This is a genomic window from Streptomyces sp. McG3 (assembly GCF_018619185.1).
In the GTDB taxonomy this organism is placed as follows: Bacteria; Actinomycetota; Actinomycetes; order Streptomycetales; family Streptomycetaceae; genus Streptomyces.
The window spans coordinates 1-18,560 of the sequence record NZ_JAAXYC010000152.1 but is presented as its reverse complement, the minus strand read 5'-3'; the positions used below and the strand labels follow the sequence as shown (position 1 = coordinate 18,560).

Below are 18,560 nucleotides of genomic sequence, written 5' to 3'. Positions count from 1 at the left end.
CCCGCGTACCGGTCGGCGACGGCGCGGCAGAGGGCGAGCAGGTCGGGCCCGAGGACCGGCTCCGGGGAGACCACGGAGGCGAGGGCCGCCAGCGCCCCCTGGTAGTCGGAGTCCGCGCGGCGCTCGACGATGAAGCCGTCGATCAGCCCGCCGCCCTCGCGCCGCCCGCCCTGGATGTTGCGCCCCCCGGCCCCGAACCGGACCCGCACCCGGACGCCCGGCTGCGCGTCGGCGTCCAGCTCCTCGGGGACCGCGTAGTCGAAGTACTGGTCGAGGTGGAGGACGCCCTTGTTGACCAGGACACGGGCGACGGGCAGCTCCCCGGCGAGCGCCGCGCCGCGCCAGGTGCGCGGCTTGGCACGCGGCACCTTCGCCCGGCGCACGGTCTCCCGGATCAGCGCAAGCTGCTCCGGCGCCCCGGCACCGGGTTCGGCGGACTGCTCGTTCTCGCTGCTCACAGCTGAATTCCTACCAGAGAGCACTGACAGCGGCGGGGGCACGGCAGCGGGGCCCGGTCACCGCGTTTCGGTGTCCGGGCCCCGCTGTCGTGCTCGATGACGCCCGCCCCGCTGTCGTACGCAGGCGGGTCTCGCCTACAGACCGGCGGCGGCGCGCAGGGCGTCCACGCGGTCGGTGCGCTCCCAGGTGAAGTCGGGCAGCTCACGGCCGAAGTGGCCGTAGGCGGCGGTCTGGGCGTAGATCGGGCGGAGCAGGTCGAGGTCCCGGATGATCGCGGCCGGGCGGAGGTCGAAGACCTCGCCGATCGCGTTCTCGATCTTCTCGGTGTCGACCGCGGCGGTGCCGAAGGTCTCCACGAACAGTCCGACGGGCTCGGCCTTGCCGATCGCGTACGCGACCTGGACCTCGCAGCGCGCGGCGAGACCGGCGGCCACCACGTTCTTGGCGACCCAGCGCATCGCGTACGCGGCGGAGCGGTCGACCTTGGACGGGTCCTTGCCCGAGAAGGCGCCGCCGCCGTGCCGGGCCATGCCGCCGTAGGTGTCGATGATGATCTTGCGGCCGGTCAGGCCGGCGTCGCCCATCGGGCCGCCGATCTCGAAGCGGCCGGTCGGGTTCACCAGGAGGCGGTAGCCCTCGGTGTCCAGCTTGATGCCGTCCTCGACGAGCTGTGCGAGCACGTGCTCGACGACGAACTCGCGGATGTCGGGGGCGAGCAGCGAGTCGAGGTCGATGTCGGAGGCGTGCTGCGAGGAGACGACCACCGTGTCCAGCCGGACCGCCTTGTCACCGTCGTACTCGATGGTGACCTGGGTCTTGCCGTCGGGGCGCAGGTAGGGAATGGTCCCGTTCTTGCGCACCTCGGACAGTCGCCGGGAGAGGCGGTGCGCGATGTGGATCGGGAGCGGCATCAGCTCCGGGGTCTCGTCGCAGGCGTAGCCGAACATCAGGCCCTGGTCGCCGGCGCCCTGCTTGTCGAGCTCGTCCTCGTCGCCCTCGACCCGCTTCTCGTACGCGGTGTCGACGCCCTGTGCGATGTCCGGCGACTGCGCGCCGATCGACACCGAGACGCCACAGGAAGCACCGTCGAAGCCCTTTTTGGAGGAGTCGTAACCGATCTCCAGAACCTTGTTGCGCACGAGGTTGGGGATGTCGGCGTAGGCCTTGGTGGTGACCTCGCCCGCGACATGCACCAGACCTGTGGTGATCAAGGTCTCGACGGCGACACGCGAGGTGGGGTCCTCGCGCAGGAGCGCGTCGAGAATCGTGTCGCTGATCTGGTCAGCGATCTTGTCGGGGTGACCCTCGGTGACGGATTCCGAGGTGAAGAGACGGCGGGACACATCGCTCCCTGGGGTTGCAGCGGCTGCTGGCTGATCATGGGTGGTACGTCCGAGAGCTGCGCTCGGTGCGTACCGTCGGCCAGTTTATCGGTCGCATCCGGTGACCGGGTCAGGTGTCTCGCCCTTTGGGAGGTTCGTGACGTGCGCCACGCGGGGCACCAGTAGGACAATCCACCCTTCCCGGCTTGCGTTTTAGACCTTATGGGACGATTTAGCTCGCCCGGAGGGTTGATTGTGAAATCGGCTGGAACCTTCCCGAAACCAGATCCCAGACCGTGTCGGCAAGCGCTTCCTTCGGGCCGTACGGCACCGGCGTCTCCTGGCCGTCGGCGGCGAGGACGACCGCTTCGTTCTCCTCCGAGCCAAAGGTCTTGCGCTCCCCCACCTCGTTGACCACGAGGAGGTCGCAGCCCTTGCGGCGAAGCTTCGCACGGCCGTTGACCAGTACGTCGTCGGTCTCGGCGGCGAATCCGACGACGAGCTGGTCCGGGCGGGCCCGCTCGCCGGAGACCTCGGCGAGGATGTCGGGGTTGCGGACCAGGGTGACGACGGGCGCCTCCGCGCCGTCCTTCTTCTTGATCTTGCCGGAGGCGTACGCGGCAGGGCGGAAGTCGGCCACCGCGGCCGCCATCACGATGACGTCCGCGTCGGGGGCGGCCTTCAGCACGGCCTCGCGCAGCTGAACGGCCGTGCCGACGCGGAGGACATCCGCCCCGGCCGGGTCGGGCAGCCCGGTGTTGGCCTCGATCAGGGTGACCCGCGCCCCCCGGGCCACGGCGGTGCGCGCCAGCGCGTACCCCTGCTTGCCGGAGGAACGGTTGCCCAGGAAGCGCACCGGGTCGAGCGGCTCGCGCGTGCCCCCGGCGCTGATCACCACATGACGGCCCGCGAGGTCGGGCTCGGTGACCCCGCGCGCCAGCACCCGGCGGCAGGCCTCGAAGATCTCGCCGGGGTCGGGGAGCCGGCCCTTGCCGGTGTCGACGCCGGTGAGCCGACCGACGGCGGGCTCGATGACGACGGCTCCCCGGCGGCGCAGGGTGGCGACGTTCTCCTGGGTGGCCGGGTGCTCCCACATCTCGGTGTGCATCGCGGGGGCGAAGACCACCGGGCAGCGGGCGGTCAGGAGGGTGTTGGTGAGCAGGTCGTCGGCGAGCCCGTGGGCGGCCTTGGCGAGCATGTCCGCGGTGGCCGGGGCGACCACCACGAGGTCGGCGCCCTGCCCGATCCGCACGTGCGGGACCTCGTGGACGTCCTGCCAGACCTCGTCGGAGACCGGGTGGCCGGAGAGCGCCGACCATGTGGCGGCACCCACGAAGTGCAGCGAAGCGGCGGTCGGGACGACCCGTACGTCGTGGCCGGACTCGGTCAGCCGGCGCAGCAGTTCGCACGCCTTGTAGGCGGCGATGCCCCCGCTGACCCCCAGGACCACCTTCGGCTTGTCCACTGCGTCTCCCCGCACTCGGCAACGTAAGGCAACGTGTGCGTCCCATGCTGCCTCACCGCGCAGAACGCGTGCACCCGGCCCCGGACACACCTCAGGCCCGGCGGACGGGCCGCCGGGCCTGGAGTGAAGGTGCCGTGGTGCTCCTGCGTTACTGCGCGGGGCCCTCGATGGCCTCGGAGGTCAGCAGGCCCGCGTTGATCTCGCGGAGTGCGATCGAGAGCGGCTTCTCGTGCACGTGGGTGTCGACGAGCGGACCGACGTACTCCAGGAGGCCTTCACCGAGCTGCGAGTAGTACGCGTTGATCTGGCGGGCGCGCTTGGCCGCGTAGATCACCAGGCTGTACTTCGAGTCGGTGGCTTCGAGGAGCTCATCAATCGGCGGGTTGATGATGCCCTCGGGCGTGGTGATGGAAGAGGACACTCTCTGCCTTCCGAAGGGGATGTAGATCAAAGATCGAGGCGATCTGAGCGATCGGGGAGATCTAGGCCTGAAGCATCAACGTTAGCAGCTCACGCGCCACGTCCTCGACGGAGGTGTTGACGAGCGTCGTATCGAACTCGGCCTCGGCGGCCAGTTCGATCTTCGCGGCGGCGAGCCGGCGCTCGATGACCTCGGGGGCCTCGGTGCCCCGGCCGGTGAGCCGGCGCACCAGCTCCTCCCAGCTCGGCGGGGCGAGGAAGACCAGACGCGCGTCGGACATCGACTGGCGGACCAGCCGGGCGCCCTGGAGGTCGATCTCCAGCAGGACCGGTTCGCCGGCCTCCAGGCGGTCGAGCACGGCGCGCCGGGGTGTGCCGTAGCGGTTGCCCGCGAACTCGGCCCACTCCAGCAGTTCGCCGTTGGCGACGAGCTTGTCGAACTCCTCGTCGTCCACGAAGAAGTAGTGCACACCGTTGCGCTCCCCGGGGCGTGGCTTGCGTGTCGTCGCCGACACGGAGAGCCAGACCTCGGGGTGCACGGTGCGCATATGAGCGACGACCGTGCTCTTGCCGACCCCCGAGGGGCCGGAGAGCACGGTCAGCCGCGGACGTACGTCCGGGGGTACGGGGGACGTCCCCCGGGATGTTGCAGCCATGGGGCGATTATCCCCGTTCTCGGGAGTGCCCGAGAACGTCAGGCGGGGCTGCCGCCGAACTCACGCTCCAAGGACGCGATCTGATTGGAGCCAAGACCCCTGACCCGGCGGCTCTCGGAGATGCCGAGACGCTCCATGATCTGCTTGGCGCGGACCTTGCCGACGCCCGGCAGGGATTCCAGCAGTGCGGAGACCTTCATCTTCCCGATGACGTCGTTCTCCTGGCCCTGTTTGATGACCTCGTGGAGGGAAGCGCCGGAGTGCTTGAGTCGATTCTTGACCTCGGCCCGCTCCCGGCGAGCCGCGGCGGCCTTTTCGAGCGCGGCTGCGCGCTGTTCAGGGGTAAGGGGCGGAAGAGCCACGCCTACGTCACCTCGGATGTCGATCTGTCGGATACGGACCGGCGGGGAAGCTGGACGCCACCCACCAGGTGAGCGGAGAACACACTGTGCTCGGCCGCTCTCGACGGAGACTAGCGGCAAGGGCCGCTGTAGTCAGCGAGAACAGACGAAAAGTCCTGGTCAGCTGTGGCCGACCAGGATTTTCGCGACATATCGGCCAGGTTTCTCGTCAGTATTTCGTCAACACGCAGTAAACGTGTCAGGGTCAGCTGCCGGATACGGCGCCGCGGACCTCGTCCGCGAACCGTTCGGCGGCTTCGCGCAGCCCGGACACGTCCGGGCCGTGGCGGAGCACGCCCCGGCTCACGCTGGGGACCACGTTGCCCACCGCGTCGCCGAACACCGCCGGAAGATCCGCCGGGGTCGCGCCCTGGGCGCCGATGCCGGGCGCGAGGAGCGGCCCGTTGATCGCCAGGTTCACCCCGGCGTCGCCGAGCGTCGCCCCGACCACCGCGCCGACGGAGCCGAGCGGAGTGGCTCCCTCGTTCTCCGCCGCCATGTGGTCGAGCATCAGCTGGGCGAGCGAGCGGCCGTCGGCCGCCGTGGCCCGCTGGACCTCGGCGCCCTCCGGGTTGGAGGTGAGGGCGAGAACGAAGACGCCCGCGCCGGAGACGGCGGCCGCGTCGAGCGCCGGGCGCAGCGAGCCGAAACCCAGGTACGGGGAGACGGTGACCGCGTCGGAGAAGAGCGGGGAGTCCTTGTCCAGGTAGGTCGCCGCGTAGGCGCCCATGGTGGAGCCGATGTCGCCGCGCTTGGCGTCCATCAGGACGAGCGCCCCGGCGGCGCGTGCCTCCTCGACGGCCTTCTCCAGGACGGCGACGCCGCGCGAGCCGAAGCGCTCGAAGAACGCGGACTGCGGCTTGAGGACGGCGACCCGGTCGGCCAGCGCCTCCACGACGGTCCGGGTGAAGCGCTCCAGGCCGGCGATGTCGTCGTCGAGGCCCCAGGAGGTGAGCAGGGAGGCGTGCGGGTCGATGCCGACGCAGAGCGGCCCGCGGCTGTCCATGGCACGGCGCAGGCGGGCGCCGAAGGGTTCGAGCGTCACAGGGCGGCCTTCTTCCGGGTCTCGGCGCCGACGGCCTCGGCGAGGGTGGCGTACGGAGAGGTGGCGAGCCGGGCGGCGAGGCCCTTGTGGATCGCGCGGGCGTAGAAGGGACCTTCGTAGATGAAGGCGCTGTAGCCCTGGACGAGGGTGGCTCCGGCGAGGATGCGCTGCCAGGCGTCCTCGGCGTTCTCGACGCCCCCGACGCCCACCAGCGTGATCCGGTCCCCCACACGGGCGTACAGGCGGCTCAGGACCTCCAGCGAGCGCTCCTTGAGGGGCGCGCCGGACAGTCCGCCGGTCTCCCCCACCAGGCCGGGGGCCGACTTCAGGCCCAGGGCCTCCCGCGCGATGGTGGTGTTGGTGGCGATGATGCCGTCCAGGCCCAGCTCCACGGCGAGGTCGGCGACGGCGTCGACGTCCTCGTCGGCGAGGTCCGGGGCGATCTTGACGAGCAGCGGGACGCGCCGGGTGGTGACGGTGCGGTCGGCGGCCTCGCGCACGGCGGTGAGCAGCGGGCGCAGCGACTCGGTGGCCTGGAGGTTGCGCAGGCCGGGGGTGTTGGGCGAGGAGACGTTGACGACCAGGTAGTCGGCGTGGCCGGCGAGGGCCTCGGTGGACTTCACGTAGTCGGCGGCGGCCTCGGCCTCCGGGACGACCTTGGTCTTGCCGATGTTGACGCCGACCGTGGTGCGGAAGACGGGGTTGCGGGCGGCCAGGCGGGCGGCGACGGCGGCGGAGCCCTCGTTGTTGAAGCCCATGCGGTTGATCAGCGCGCGGTCCGCGACCAGCCGGAAGAGGCGCTTCTTGGGGTTGCCCGGCTGCGGTTCGCCGGTGACGGTGCCGATCTCGATGTGGTCGAAGCCGAGCATCGCCATGCCGTCGATCGCGATGGCGTTCTTGTCGAAGCCGGCGGCGAGGCCGAAGGGACCGTGCATCCGCAGGCCGAGGGCCTCGGTGCGCAGTTCCTTGAAGCGCGGCGCGAGGGCGGCGGCGACGAAGGTGCGCAGGACGGGGACGCGGGCGGCGAGGCGGATCCAGCGGAAGGCGGCGTAGTGGGCCTGCTCGGGGTCCATCCGCTTGAAGACCAGCCGGAAGAAGAGCTTGTACATGAGGAGATGTCCTTGGTGCTCGGTGTGCTCGACGGGGCTCGCAAAGAGGGGGACACCGTTTCCGGTGTCCCCCTCTCCGGGCTGCTAGTCGCGGGCCGCGATCAAGTGTTCCGCGTGTTCCTGGAGGGAACGGACCCCGACGTCGCCGTGGTTGAGGGCGTCGATGCCCTGGACGGCGGCGGCGAGCGCCTGGACCGTGGTCAGGCACGGTACGGAGCGGGCGACGGCCGCGGTGCGGATCTCGTAACCGTCGAGCCGGCCGCCGGTGCCGTACGGCGTGTTGACGATGAGGTCGACCTCGCCGTCGTGGATGAGCTGGACGATCGTCTTCTCGCCGTTGGGCCCGGGGCCCTCGGACTGCTTGCGCACGGCGGTGGCGTTGATGCCGTTGCGCTTGAGGACCTCGGCGGTGCCTGAGGTGGCCATCAGCTCGAAGCCGTGGGCGACCAGCTCACGGGCCGGGAAGATCATCGAGCGCTTGTCGCGGTTGGCGACCGAGATGAACGCGCGGCCCTTGGTGGGCAGCGGGCCGTAGGCGCCGGCCTGCGACTTGGCGTACGCCGTGCCGAAGACCGAGTCGATGCCCATGACCTCGCCGGTGGAGCGCATCTCCGGGCCGAGGACCGTGTCGACGCCCCGGCCGTGGATGTCGCGGAAGCGCGACCACGGCATCACGGCCTCCTTGACGGAGATCGGCGCGTCCAGCGGCAGGGTGCCGCCGTCGCCGGTCTTCGGCAGCAGGCCCTCCGCGCGCAGCTCGGCGATGGTCGCGCCCAGCGAGATGCGGGCGGCGGCCTTGGCGAGCGGGACGGCGGTCGCCTTCGAGGTGAAGGGGACCGTGCGGGAGGCGCGCGGGTTGGCTTCCAGGACGTAGAGGATGTCACCGGAGAGCGCGAACTGGATGTTGATCAGTCCGAGCACGCCGACGCCCTTGGCGATGCCCTCGGTGGAGGCGCGCAGCCGTTTGATGTCGAAGCCGCCGAGCGTGATCGGGGGCAGGGCGCAGGCCGAGTCGCCGGAGTGGATGCCGGCTTCCTCGATGTGCTCCATGACGCCGCCGAGGTACAGCTCGGTGCCGTCGTAGAGGGCGTCCACGTCGATCTCGATGGCGTCGTCGAGGAAACGGTCGACCAGGACCGGCCGGGTGGGGCTGATCTCGGTGGACTCGGCGATGTACGAGGCGAGGCGCGTCTCGTCGTACACGATCTCCATGCCGCGCCCGCCGAGCACGTAACTCGGGCGGACCAGGACCGGGTAGCCGATCTCGTCGGCGATGGCCTTGGCCTCGCCGAAGGTGGTGGCGGTGCCGTGCTTGGGTGCGGGCAGTCCTGCCTCGGCCAGGACCCGGCCGAAGGCCCCCCGGTCCTCGGCGGCGTGGATGGCCTCCGGGGAGGTTCCGACGACGGGCACGCCGTTGTCCTTGAGGGCCTGCGAGAGGCCGAGCGGGGTCTGGCCGCCGAGCTGCACGATGACACCGGCGATCGGGCCCGCCAGCGATTCGGCGTGCACGATCTCCAGGACGTCCTCCAGGGTGAGCGGCTCGAAGTAGAGCCGGTCGGAGGTGTCGTAGTCGGTGGAGACGGTCTCCGGGTTGCAGTTGACCATGACGGTCTCGTAGCCCGCGTCGCTCAGGGCGAAGGAGGCGTGCACACAGGAGTAGTCGAACTCGATGCCCTGGCCGATGCGGTTGGGGCCCGAGCCGAGGATGATCACGGCCGGCTTGGTGCGGCTCGCGACCTCGCTCTCCTCGTCGTAGGAGGAGTAGAAGTACGGCGTGTTCGCGGCGAACTCGGCGGCGCAGGTGTCGACCGTCTTGTAGACGGGGCGGATGCCGAGCGCGTGCCGGACCTCGCGGACGACGTCCTCGCGCAGCCCGCGGATCTCGCCGATCTGGGCGTCGGAGAAGCCGTGCCGCTTGGCCTCGGCGATCAGGTCGGCGTCCAGGCGTTCGGCGGCGGCCAGCTCGTCGGCGATCTCCTTGATCAGGAAGAGCTGGTCGACGAACCAGGGGTCGATCTTCGTGGCGTCGAAGACCTCCTCCTGGGTGGCTCCGGCCCGGATCGCCTGCATGACGGTGTTGATGCGGCCGTCGGTGGGGCGGACCGCCTCGGCCAGCAGCTCGGCCTTGTCGCCGACCGGGCCGGTGAAGGCGAACTGCGAGCCCTTCTTCTCCAGCGAGCGCAGGGCCTTCTGGAGGGCCTCGGTGAAGTTCCGGCCGATCGCCATGGCCTCGCCCACCGACTTCATGGTGGTGGTGAGGGTGGAGTCGGCGGAGGGGAACTTCTCGAAGGCGAAGCGCGGGGCCTTGACGACGACGTAGTCGAGGGTCGGCTCGAACGAGGCCGGCGTCTTCTCGGTGATGTCGTTGGGGATCTCGTCCAGGGTGTAGCCGACGGCCAGCTTGGCGGCGATCTTGGCGATCGGGAAGCCGGTGGCCTTGGAGGCGAGCGCCGAGGAGCGGGAGACGCGCGGGTTCATCTCGATGACGATGACCCGGCCGTCGGTGGGGTCGATGGCGAACTGGATGTTGCAGCCGCCGGTGTCGACGCCGACCTCGCGGATGATCGCGATGCCGACGTCGCGCAGCCGCTGGTACTCGCGGTCGGTGAGCGTCATCGACGGGGCGACGGTGATGGAGTCGCCGGTGTGGACGCCCATCGGGTCGAAGTTCTCGATGGAGCAGACGACCACGACGTTATCGTTCTTGTCGCGCATCAGCTCCAGCTCGTACTCCTTCCAGCCGAGGATGGACTCCTCCAGGAGCACCTCGGTGGTCGGGGAGAGCGTGAGGCCCTGTCCGGCGATGCGGCGCAGCTCCTCCTCGTCGTGGGCGAAGCCGGAGCCGGCGCCGCCCATGGTGAAGGAGGGGCGGACGACGACGGGGTAGCCGCCGAGGGTGTCGACGCCGGCGATGACGTCGTCCATGGTGTGGCAGATGACGGAGCGGGCGGACTCGCCGTAACCGATCTTCTCCTTGACGGCCGCGACGACGCCCTTGAAGAGGTCGCGGTCCTCGCCCTTGTTGATCGCCTCGACGTTGGCGCCGATGAGCTCGACGCCGTACTTCTCCAGGACGCCGTTCTCGTGCATGGAGATCGCGGTGTTCAGCGCGGTCTGGCCGCCGAGGGTGGGCAGGAGCGCGTCGGGGCGCTCCTTGGCGATGATCTTCTCGACGAACTCGGGGGTGATCGGCTCGACGTAGGTGGCGTCGGCGATCTCCGGGTCGGTCATGATCGTCGCCGGGTTGGAGTTCACCAGGATGACGCGCAGGCCCTCGGCCTTGAGGACGCGGCAGGCCTGGGTGCCGGAGTAGTCGAACTCGGCGGCCTGGCCGATGACGATCGGACCGGAGCCGATGACCAGGACGGACTGGATATCGGAGCGCTTAGGCACGCTGGCCCTCCATCAGGGTGGTGAAGCGGTCGAAGAGGTACGCGGCGTCGTGCGGGCCCGCGGCCGCCTCGGGGTGGTACTGGACGCTGAAGGCGGGCCGGTCCAGGAGCTGGAGGCCCTCGACCACCTGGTCGTTCAGGCAGACGTGGGAGACCTCGGCGCGGCCGAACTCCGTGTCGGACACCTGGTCCAGCGGGGCGTCGACGGCGAAGCCGTGGTTGTGCGCGGTGACCTCGACCTTGCCGGTGGTACGGTCCTGCACCGGCTGGTTGATGCCGCGGTGGCCGTACTTCAGCTTGTAGGTGCCGAAGCCGAGCGCGCGGCCGAGGATCTGGTTGCCGAAGCAGATGCCGAAGAGCGGGGTCTCGCGCTCCAGTACGCCGCGCATGAGAGCGACCGGGTGATCGGCGGTGGACGGGTCGCCGGGGCCGTTGGAGAAGAAGACGCCGTCGGGGTCGACCGCGTACACCTCTTCCAGGGTGGCGGTGGCGGGCAGGACGTGCACCTCGATGCCGCGTTCGGCCATCCGGTGGGGGGTCATGCCCTTGATGCCGAGGTCGATCGCGGCGACGGTGAACTTCTTCGTGCCGATCGCGGGAACGACGTAGGCCTTCTTGGTGGCGACCTCGGCGGAGAGGTCGGCGCCGGTCATCTCGGGGGCCTGGCGGACCCGTGCGAGGAGCGTGCCCTCGTCGGGGATCGCGTTGCCGGAGAAGATCCCGACGCGCATCGCGCCGCGCTCGCGCAGGTGGCGGGTGAGGGCGCGGGTGTCGACGCCGCTGATGCCGACGACGCCCTGCGCCACCAGTTCCTCGTCCAGCGAGCGCTGCGAGCGCCAGTTGGAGGGCTTGCGGGCGGGGTCGCGGACGACGTAGCCGGAGACCCAGATGCGAGCGGACTCGGGGTCCTCGTCGTTCACGCCGGTGTTGCCGACGTGCGGGGCCGTCATGACGACGACCTGGCGGTGGTACGAGGGGTCGGTCAGCGTTTCCTGGTAGCCGGTCATGCCGGTGGAGAACACCGCTTCGCCGAAGGTCTCCCCCACGGCCCCGTAGGCACGGCCGCGGAAGGCGCGACCGTCCTCCAGGACGAGTACGGCGGGGGTCTGGGCCCCCCGGGTGGAGATCGTCATCGTGCGGTGCCTTCCGTAGTGGTGCTGGTGAGTTCGGTGGTGGCGGGTGCGCCGGTGAGCCGGCTGACAGCGTCGACCCAGGCCTGGTGCTCGGCGGCGCGGTCGGAGCGGAAGCCGGAGTCGATCAGCGTCTCGCCGTGCGCCCAGGTGATGATCAGCAGGCCGCCCTCGGGCAGGACCTTGCCCGCGAGAGCCTTGTCGAGGCGGGCCTCGCGCAGGGCGTCGGCCGGGATGAAGAAGTCGGCCGCCCCGGGGCGTACGACGTCCAGGCCGCGGGCGGTGAGCGTGAGCTCGGTGCGGCTGCGGGTGCCGAGGCCGTGCGCGACGATCCGGTCGAGCCACTGCCCGGCGGTGGTGGAGGCGTGGTAGCGCCCCTCCAGTGTCAGCAGCGTCTCGTCGTCGGCGAAGCCCTCGGGGGTCGCCGGGAGCTCGGGCAGGCCGGACTGGAGGCTGGCGCGCCACTTCCAGCCCTGGCGCATCAGCCAGTAGACGAGGGCGATGAAGACGAGCAGGCCGACCACCCAGGCGATGCGGGCGGCCCAGTCCGTCACTTCCGCCGACTTCTGCTCGGCGGCCAGGTGGTACAGGGGGGTCAGAGTTGTCACGCGAGCTTCCCGTCGACGACCGTGGCACGGCCCCGCAGGAAGGTATGGGTGACGCGGCCCGGCAGCTCACGGCCCTCGTAGGGGGTGTTTCGGCTGCGGGACGCGAAGCCCGCGGGGTCCACGGCTCCACGGTATGCCGGATCGACCAGAGTGAGGTTGGCGGGCTCACCCGCCGAGACGGGGCGGCCGTGTCCGTCGAGCCGGCCGATGGCCGCCGGGCGGAAGGACATGCGGTCCGCGACGCCCGCCCAGTCCATCAGGCCGGTGTCCACCATCGTCTGCTGGACGACCGAGAGCGCGGTCTCCAGGCCCACCATGCCCATGGCGGCGGCGGCCCACTCGCAGTCCTTGTCCTCGTGCGGGTGCGGGGCGTGGTCGGTGGCGACGCAGTCGATCGTGCCGTCGGCGAGCGCCTCGCGCAGGGCCAGGACGTCGGCCTCGGTGCGCAGCGGCGGGTTCACCTTGTAGACCGGGTTGTAGGTGCGGACCAGCTCGTCGGTGAGGAGGAGGTGGTGCGGGGTGACCTCGGCGGTGACGTTCCAGCCCTTGGACTTGGCCCAGCGGACGATCTCCACGGACCCGGCCGTGGAGAGGTGGCAGATATGGACGCGGGAGCCGACGTGGGCGGCGAGGAGGACGTCGCGGGCGATGATCGACTCCTCGGCGACGGCGGGCCAGCCGCCGAGCCCGAGTTCGGCGGAGACGATGCCCTCGTTCATCTGGGCGCCCTCGGTGAGGCGGGGCTCCTGGGCGTGCTGGGCGACGACGCCGTCGAAGGCCTTCACGTACTCCAGGGCGCGGCGCATGATCACCGCGTCGTCGACGCACTTGCCGTCGTCGGAGAAGACCTTCACCCCGGCGGCGGAGTCGTGCATCGCGCCGAGCTCGGCGAGCTGCTTGCCCTCCAGGCCGACGGTGACGGCGCCCACGGGCTGCACGTCGCAGTAGCCGGACTCCTTGCCGAGGCGCCAGACCTGCTCGACGACGCCGGCGGTGTCGGCGACGGGGAAGGTGTTGGCCATGGCGTGCACGGCGGTGAAGCCGCCGACGGCCGCGGCCTTGGTGCCGGTGAGGACGGTCTCGGAGTCCTCGCGGCCGGGCTCGCGCAGATGGGTGTGCAGGTCGACCAGGCCGGGCAGCAGGATCTGCCCCTCGGCCTCGATCACGGTGGCGCCGGCGGCGTCGAGGCCGGTGCCCACCTCGGTGACGGTCTCGCCCTCGATCAGTACGTCCTGCGGCTCGCCGCCGAGGATCCGCGCACCGCGGACAATGATCTTGCTCATGGTTACTTGTTCTCCTCGGTACGGGCGGGGGCGGCGGACAGTGCGGTGTCGGAGCCGCCGAGCAGCAGGTAGAGCACGGCCATGCGGATGGAGACGCCGTTGGCGACCTGCTCGACGACCGTGCAGCGGTCGGAGTCGGCCACCTCGGCGGTGATCTCCATGCCGCGGACCATCGGGCCGGGGTGCATGACGATGGCGTGCTCGGGCATCTTCGCCATCCGCTCGCCGTCCAGGCCGTAGCGGCGGGAGTATTCGCGCTCGGTCGGGAAGTAGGCGGCGTTCATCCGTTCGCGCTGCACACGCAGCATCATCACCGCATCGGACTTCGCCAGCACGTCGTCGAGGCTGTAGCTGACGTCGCAGGGCCACTTCTCGACGCCGACGGGCACCAGGGTGGGCGGGGCCACCAGGGTGACGTGCGCGCCGAGCGTCGTGAGCAGGTGGACGTTGGAGCGGGCGACGCGGCTGTGCAGGATGTCGCCGACGATCGTGATGCGGCGGCCGTCCAGGTCGCGGCCGAGCCCGGCGTCGGCGCCGACGAGCCGGCGGCGCATGGTGAAGGCGTCCAGCAGGGCCTGGGTGGGGTGTTCGTGGGTGCCGTCGCCGGCGTTGACCACGGCCCCGTCGATCCAGCCGGAGGTGGCGAGCCGGTAGGGGGCTCCGGAGGCGCCGTGCCGGATGACGACGGCGTCGGCGCCCATCGCCTCCAGGGTCAGCGCGGTGTCCTTCAGGGACTCGCCCTTGGAGACGGACGATCCCTTGGCGGAGAAGTTGATGACGTCGGCGGACAGCCGTTTGGCGGCCGCCTCGAAGGAGATGCGGGTGCGGGTCGAGTCCTCGAAGAAGAGGTTGACGACGGTACGGCCGCGCAGGGTGGGGAGCTTCTTGATCGGCCGGTCCGCGACCCGGGCCATCTCCTCGGCGGTGTCGAGGATCAGGACGGCGTCGTCGCTGGTGAGGTCGGCGGCCGAGATGAGGTGACGCTTCATCTGGGGGTTCTCCGGGTTGCTGGAGGGAGTTTCAGGCATGCGGGCGCGCGGGAGCGGCCGTACGTCCCCGAAAGGGCGTACGGGAGGGCTCGGGCTACTGCGTGTCCGCGGGGGTGGCCTGCTTGACGCCCAGCAGCACGGCGTCGCGGCCGTCCTCCTCGGCGAGCTGGACCTTGACCGTCTCCCGCAGCGACGTGGGGAGGTTCTTGCCGACGTAGTCCGCGCGGATCGGGAGCTCGCGGTGGCCGCGGTCGACGAGGACCGCGAGCTGCACCGCGCGGGGGCGGCCGATGTCGCCGAGCGCGTCGAGGGCGGCGCGGATCGTGCGGCCGGAGAAGAGCACGTCGTCGACCAGGACGACCAGGCTGCCCTCGATCCCCTCGCCGGGGATGTCGGTGCGGGCCAGGGCGCGCGCCGGGCGCATCCGCAGGTCGTCGCGGTACATGGTGATGTCGAGTGATCCGACCGGCGTCTTCCGGCCGGTGATCTCCTGGAGTTTCTCGGCCAGCCGACGCGCGAGGAAGACGCCCCGGGTCGGGATGCCGAGCAGCACCACGTCGTCGGCGCCCTTGGCGCGTTCGACGATCTCGTGGGCGATACGGGTCAGAACACGGGCGATGTCGGGGGCCTCGAGAACGGGGCGCGCCGCGTTGCCGGTGTCGTCGTGCTGTGCGTCCATAAGAAACGGACCTCCTTCTCCGCCTCACGGGACGGATCGTTAAAGGACGTCGAAATTGCGTCATCCACGCTACCAGGGCTTGCGCTCGGCCCTGGCCCCGCCCCCGGGAGGTGCCGGTCCGGACCATTCGGCTTGACGCATCCAAGTAACGCTGCGTAACCTCACAGTGAGTTACCAGCCACGCGGCGGAGCCGCACACTGTTCCAGCGTCCGGGGAGCCATATGTCCAGCGAATACGCAAAACAGCTCGGGGCCAAACTCCGTGCCATCCGCACCCAGCAGGGCCTTTCCCTCCACGGCGTGGAGGAGAAGTCCCAGGGTCGCTGGAAGGCCGTCGTGGTCGGTTCGTACGAGCGCGGCGACCGTGCCGTGACCGTACAGCGCCTCGCCGAGCTGGCGGATTTCTACGGGGTCCCGGTGCAGGAGCTGCTGCCCGGTACGACGCCGGGCGGGGCCGCGGAGCCGCCGCCGAAGCTCGTCCTGGACCTGGAGCGCCTCGCCCACGTCCCGCCGGAGAAGGCCGGTCCGCTGCAGCGCTACGCGGCGACCATCCAGAGCCAGCGCGGTGACTACAACGGCAAGGTGCTCTCGATCCGCCAGGACGACCTGCGCACGCTCGCCGTGATCTACGACCAGTCGCCTTCCGTGCTCACGGAGCAGCTCATCAGCTGGGGCGTGCTGGACGCGGACGCGCGCCGCGCGGTCTCCCACGACGAGGGCTGAGCGAGCGGGGCAGGACCCCACAGCAGAAACGTGCCGCCGGGTGGGCGGGGACCTTCGGGCCCCCGCCCGCCCGGCGTTTCCGTGTCCGCACCCGGCGTTTCCGTGTCCGCACCCCTGCCCGGGTACGGCGGACCAGCCGAGGGCTCCCGGGTACGACGAAGGGCCCGCGGGTCGGCAGACCGTGGGCCCTTCGTGGTGTGTGCGACCGAACCGTCGCGGCCGGGGGGCTACTGCTCCCGGCGGAGGTTCGGCTTCAGGTCCTTGAAACGGGCCAGCAGGCCGTTCACGAAGGACGGGGAGTCATCGGTGGAGAACTCCTTGGCGAGCTGGACGGCCTCGTCGATCACCACGGCGTCCGGGGTCTCGTCCATCCAGATCAGCTCGTACGCACCGAGCCGCAGGATGCTCCGGTCGACGACCGGCATGCGGTCGATCTCCCAGTCCACGGCGTAGGTGACGATGAGGTCGTCGATCCGGTCCGCGTACTGCGCGTACCCCTCGACGAGCTCCATCGTGAATTCGCCGACCGGCGGCTGACGGTCGTCGGTCCGCGAGAGCCGAACCCAGTCCGCGAGCACGCTCTGCACGGACTCACCGCGCTGGTCGGCCTCGAAGAGGATCTGGAAGGCGCGCTTGCGGGCCTTGTTCCGGGCAGCCACGGTTAGCTGTTCACCCGGCCGAGGTAGGTGCCCGTGCGGGTGTCGACCTTGATCTTCTCGCCGGTGCTGATGAAGAGCGGGACACCGATCTCGTAGTCGGTCTCCAGCGTGGCGGGCTTGGTGCCGCCGGTGGAGCGGTCGCCCTGGACGCCCGGGTCGGTGTGCTTGATCGTCAGCTCGACGGCGGCGGGCAGCTCGACGTAGAGCACCTCGCCCTCGTGCTGGGCGACGGAGGCGGTGAAGCCCTCGATCAGGTAGTTGGCGGCGTCGCCGACAGCCTTGCGGTCGACCATGAGCTGGTCGTACGTGTTCATGTCCATGAAGACGTAGTACTCGCCGTCCATGTACGAGAACTGCATGTCGCGGCGGTCGATGGTGGCCGTCTCGACCTTCACGCCGGCGTTGAACGTCTTGTCGACGACCTTGCCGGAGAGCACGTTCTTGAGCTTGGTGCGCACGAAGGCGGGGCCCTTGCCGGGCTTGACGTGCTGGAACTCGACGACGGACCAGAGCTGGCCTCCGTCGAGCTTGAGCACCAGGCCGTTCTTGAGGTCGTTCGTGGAAGCCACGGTTGCGGAATCTCCTGGACTGAAGCTGGTGGAACGACCGCGGATGCGCGCTAGAGCGCGAGCAGCTCCTTGGTCGTCATGGTGAGTAGCTCGGGTCCGCCGTCCGCCTCGGGGCGCACGACGAGCGTGTCATCGATCCGGACACCGCCCCGGCCCGGGAGGTGGACCCCCGGTTCGACGGTGACCGGCACACAAGCGTCCAGTTTACCCATGGCTGTCGGTGCCAGTTGCGGGTCCTCCTCGATTTCGAGCCCCACACCGTGCCCGGTCCTCGGCTGAAGCCCCTCTCCGTGCCCCGCCGACTCCAGCGGATGCCGGGCCGCGCGGTCCACGTCCCGGTAGGCGGCCCCCGGCGCCAGGGCCTCCCGGCCGGCCCGCTGAGCGGCGAAAACGAGGTCGTAGAGCTCGATCTGCCACTCGGCGGGGGCGGTGCCGATGACGAAGGTCCGGCCGATCTCGCAGCGGTAGCCGTGGTAGCTCGCGCCGAGGCGGACGGAGAGGAAATCCCCCTCCTCCACCCTTCGGTCCGAGGGCCGGTGGCGGCCCTGGCCGGAGTTGGGGCCGGTGGCCACGGAGGTGGCGAAGGCAGGGCCGTCCGCCCCGTGGTCGACCAGGCGGCGCTCCAGTTCCAGGGCGAGATGCCGCTCGGTGCGGCCGACCAGGATCGATTCGAGGAGTTCGCCGAGGGCCTGGTCGGTGATCTCGGCGGCGATCCGGAGGCAGCCGATCTCCTCCTCGTCCTTGACGATCCGCTGCTGCTCCACGGTGAAGCCCAGATCGGCCAGCCGGAGGCGTGGGGCGGCCTTCCCCATGGCACGGTGCCGGGCCACGGTCAGATCGTGCTCCTCGACGGCGAGCGAATCGGCGCCCGCCGAGGCGGCGAGACCCGCCGCGGCGACCACCGGGTCCCCGTCCGGGACGGGCAGGAGATCGATCCGGAGCGCCTCGTCGGGCCGCCCGTGGGCGGGTTCACCGGTCGGGGCGCGGGGGCAGAGCAGAACGTCCTCGCCGGGGCCGAGCAGCAGCACGGCGCCGGGTGGCGCTCCGCCCGCGAGATAGCGGACGTTGGCGGGGCGGGAGACCAGGGCGGCCGCGGAGCCCGCGGCGGCGCACCGGTCGCGGAGCAGCCCGCGTCGGACGGCGTGCACCTCTGACATGGTTCGAGCGTACGAGCGGGGGCGGCTCCCCGCCCGGCCTGCGCACCCGACCGGGGCTCCGGGCGGCCGGGGCGCCGCGCGGTCGGCCGCGGTCGGGCGGTCTCCCGGCCGGGGGGCGGGCCCCCGACGGCTACCAGGCGGGCGGGCTCGCGATGGAGCGGGCCAGTACGTCGTCCAGGACGCGGGCGGTGGTCTCGACGTCGTACGTGGAGTTGTCGATGATCGGGAGGCCGGAGCCGTACCAGCCGGCCATCCGGCCGTGGATGCGGGCGACCTCCTCGTCGGAGAGCCTGCGGTTGCCGCTGCGGGCGGCGTTGCGCTCCAGGACGATCTCCAGGCCGGGCAGCAGGACGACGGGCAGCAGGCCGCGCCCGTCGCTGAGATTCACCGGGGTGATTGTTTCGCCGGGGGCAGGACGCTGCGGCCGGTCAGTGCGGAGCGTCCCGTGCCGAGTTGGACGACGGTGTCCAGGCCTGCGGGGTGTGCCGCCCTGA

At 70.7% G+C, this 18,560-nt stretch carries 17 protein-coding genes and 2 pseudogenes; 1 reads left to right on the top strand and 18 read right to left on the bottom strand.

Annotated elements, in window-relative coordinates:
* From HET64_RS23120 to pyrR, 14 genes and pseudogenes are all read right to left on the bottom strand, one after another.
* Positions 1–458, bottom strand: a pseudogene (locus HET64_RS23120) (primosome assembly protein PriA); the annotation flags it as partial.
* Positions 459–593: 135 nt separating this feature from the next.
* A complete protein-coding gene (metK, locus tag HET64_RS23115; protein ID WP_215108505.1) occupies positions 594–1,802 on the bottom strand; it encodes a methionine adenosyltransferase in 1,209 nt (402 codons plus the stop codon).
* 211 nt (positions 1,803–2,013) lie between these two features.
* A complete protein-coding gene (gene coaBC / locus HET64_RS23110) occupies positions 2,014–3,246 on the bottom strand; it encodes a bifunctional phosphopantothenoylcysteine decarboxylase/phosphopantothenate--cysteine ligase CoaBC (RefSeq protein ID WP_215108503.1) in 1,233 nt (410 codons plus the stop codon).
* A gap of 148 nt (positions 3,247–3,394) precedes the next feature.
* The gene (gene rpoZ, locus HET64_RS23105; protein ID WP_003970369.1) at positions 3,395–3,667 is read right to left on the bottom strand and encodes a DNA-directed RNA polymerase subunit omega; all 273 of its coding nucleotides are present in this window, start codon (positions 3,665–3,667) and stop codon (positions 3,395–3,397) included.
* Between the two features lie 61 nt (positions 3,668–3,728).
* Positions 3,729–4,322 (bottom strand): guanylate kinase, encoded by a 594-nt coding sequence (gene gmk, locus HET64_RS23100; RefSeq protein ID WP_026290991.1) that lies wholly within the window; start codon positions 4,320–4,322, stop codon positions 3,729–3,731.
* 38 nt (positions 4,323–4,360) lie between these two features.
* Positions 4,361–4,684 (bottom strand): integration host factor, encoded by a 324-nt coding sequence (locus tag HET64_RS23095; RefSeq protein ID WP_003970367.1) that lies wholly within the window; start codon positions 4,682–4,684, stop codon positions 4,361–4,363.
* 244 nt (positions 4,685–4,928) lie between these two features.
* A complete protein-coding gene (pyrF, locus tag HET64_RS23090; RefSeq protein WP_215108501.1) occupies positions 4,929–5,768 on the bottom strand; it encodes an orotidine-5'-phosphate decarboxylase in 840 nt (279 codons plus the stop codon).
* The gene (locus HET64_RS23085) at positions 5,765–6,877 is read right to left on the bottom strand and encodes a quinone-dependent dihydroorotate dehydrogenase (protein ID WP_215108499.1); all 1,113 of its coding nucleotides are present in this window, start codon (positions 6,875–6,877) and stop codon (positions 5,765–5,767) included. Before HET64_RS23085 ends, pyrF begins: the two co-directional genes overlap by 4 nt.
* Before the next feature lie 84 nt (positions 6,878–6,961).
* Positions 6,962–10,270, bottom strand: a complete 3,309-nt coding sequence (gene carB / locus HET64_RS23080) for a carbamoyl-phosphate synthase large subunit (RefSeq protein WP_215108497.1) — start codon at positions 10,268–10,270, stop codon at positions 6,962–6,964.
* On the bottom strand, positions 10,263–11,402 hold the full coding sequence (carA, locus tag HET64_RS23075; protein WP_215108495.1) for a glutamine-hydrolyzing carbamoyl-phosphate synthase small subunit: 1,140 nt from the start codon (positions 11,400–11,402) through the stop codon (positions 10,263–10,265). Before carA ends, carB begins: the two co-directional genes overlap by 8 nt.
* A complete protein-coding gene (locus HET64_RS23070; RefSeq protein ID WP_215108493.1) occupies positions 11,399–12,007 on the bottom strand; it encodes a hypothetical protein in 609 nt (202 codons plus the stop codon). The genes carA and HET64_RS23070 overlap by 4 nt, the downstream gene beginning before the upstream one ends.
* Positions 12,004–13,290 (bottom strand): dihydroorotase, encoded by a 1,287-nt coding sequence (locus HET64_RS23065; RefSeq protein ID WP_215108491.1) that lies wholly within the window; start codon positions 13,288–13,290, stop codon positions 12,004–12,006. The genes HET64_RS23070 and HET64_RS23065 overlap by 4 nt, the downstream gene beginning before the upstream one ends.
* A 2-nt stretch (positions 13,291–13,292) precedes the next feature.
* Positions 13,293–14,279, bottom strand: coding sequence for an aspartate carbamoyltransferase catalytic subunit (locus HET64_RS23060; protein ID WP_215108489.1), 987 nt, complete (start codon positions 14,277–14,279; stop codon positions 13,293–13,295).
* 94 nt (positions 14,280–14,373) lie between these two features.
* A complete protein-coding gene (gene pyrR / locus HET64_RS23055; protein ID WP_018960532.1) occupies positions 14,374–14,958 on the bottom strand; it encodes a bifunctional pyr operon transcriptional regulator/uracil phosphoribosyltransferase PyrR in 585 nt (194 codons plus the stop codon).
* Between the two features lie 222 nt (positions 14,959–15,180).
* Here pyrR and bldD point away from each other — a divergent pair, with 222 nt between their 5' ends.
* Positions 15,181–15,681, top strand: a complete 501-nt coding sequence (gene bldD / locus HET64_RS23050; RefSeq protein ID WP_003970358.1) for a transcriptional regulator BldD — start codon at positions 15,181–15,183, stop codon at positions 15,679–15,681.
* Between the two features lie 227 nt (positions 15,682–15,908).
* On the opposite strand, the gene nusB is transcribed toward bldD, so the two are convergent.
* From nusB to HET64_RS23030, 4 genes and pseudogenes are all read right to left on the bottom strand, one after another.
* Positions 15,909–16,340 (bottom strand): transcription antitermination factor NusB, encoded by a 432-nt coding sequence (gene nusB / locus HET64_RS23045; RefSeq protein ID WP_007453233.1) that lies wholly within the window; start codon positions 16,338–16,340, stop codon positions 15,909–15,911.
* 2 nt (positions 16,341–16,342) lie between these two features.
* Positions 16,343–16,909, bottom strand: a complete 567-nt coding sequence (efp, locus tag HET64_RS23040; protein ID WP_215108487.1) for an elongation factor P — start codon at positions 16,907–16,909, stop codon at positions 16,343–16,345.
* Positions 16,910–16,959: 50 nt separating this feature from the next.
* On the bottom strand, positions 16,960–18,066 hold the full coding sequence (locus tag HET64_RS23035; RefSeq protein WP_215108484.1) for a M24 family metallopeptidase: 1,107 nt from the start codon (positions 18,064–18,066) through the stop codon (positions 16,960–16,962).
* Positions 18,067–18,196: 130 nt separating this feature from the next.
* Positions 18,197–18,439, bottom strand: a pseudogene (locus HET64_RS23030) (hypothetical protein); the annotation flags it as partial.
* Positions 18,440–18,560: the final 121 nt, after the last annotated feature.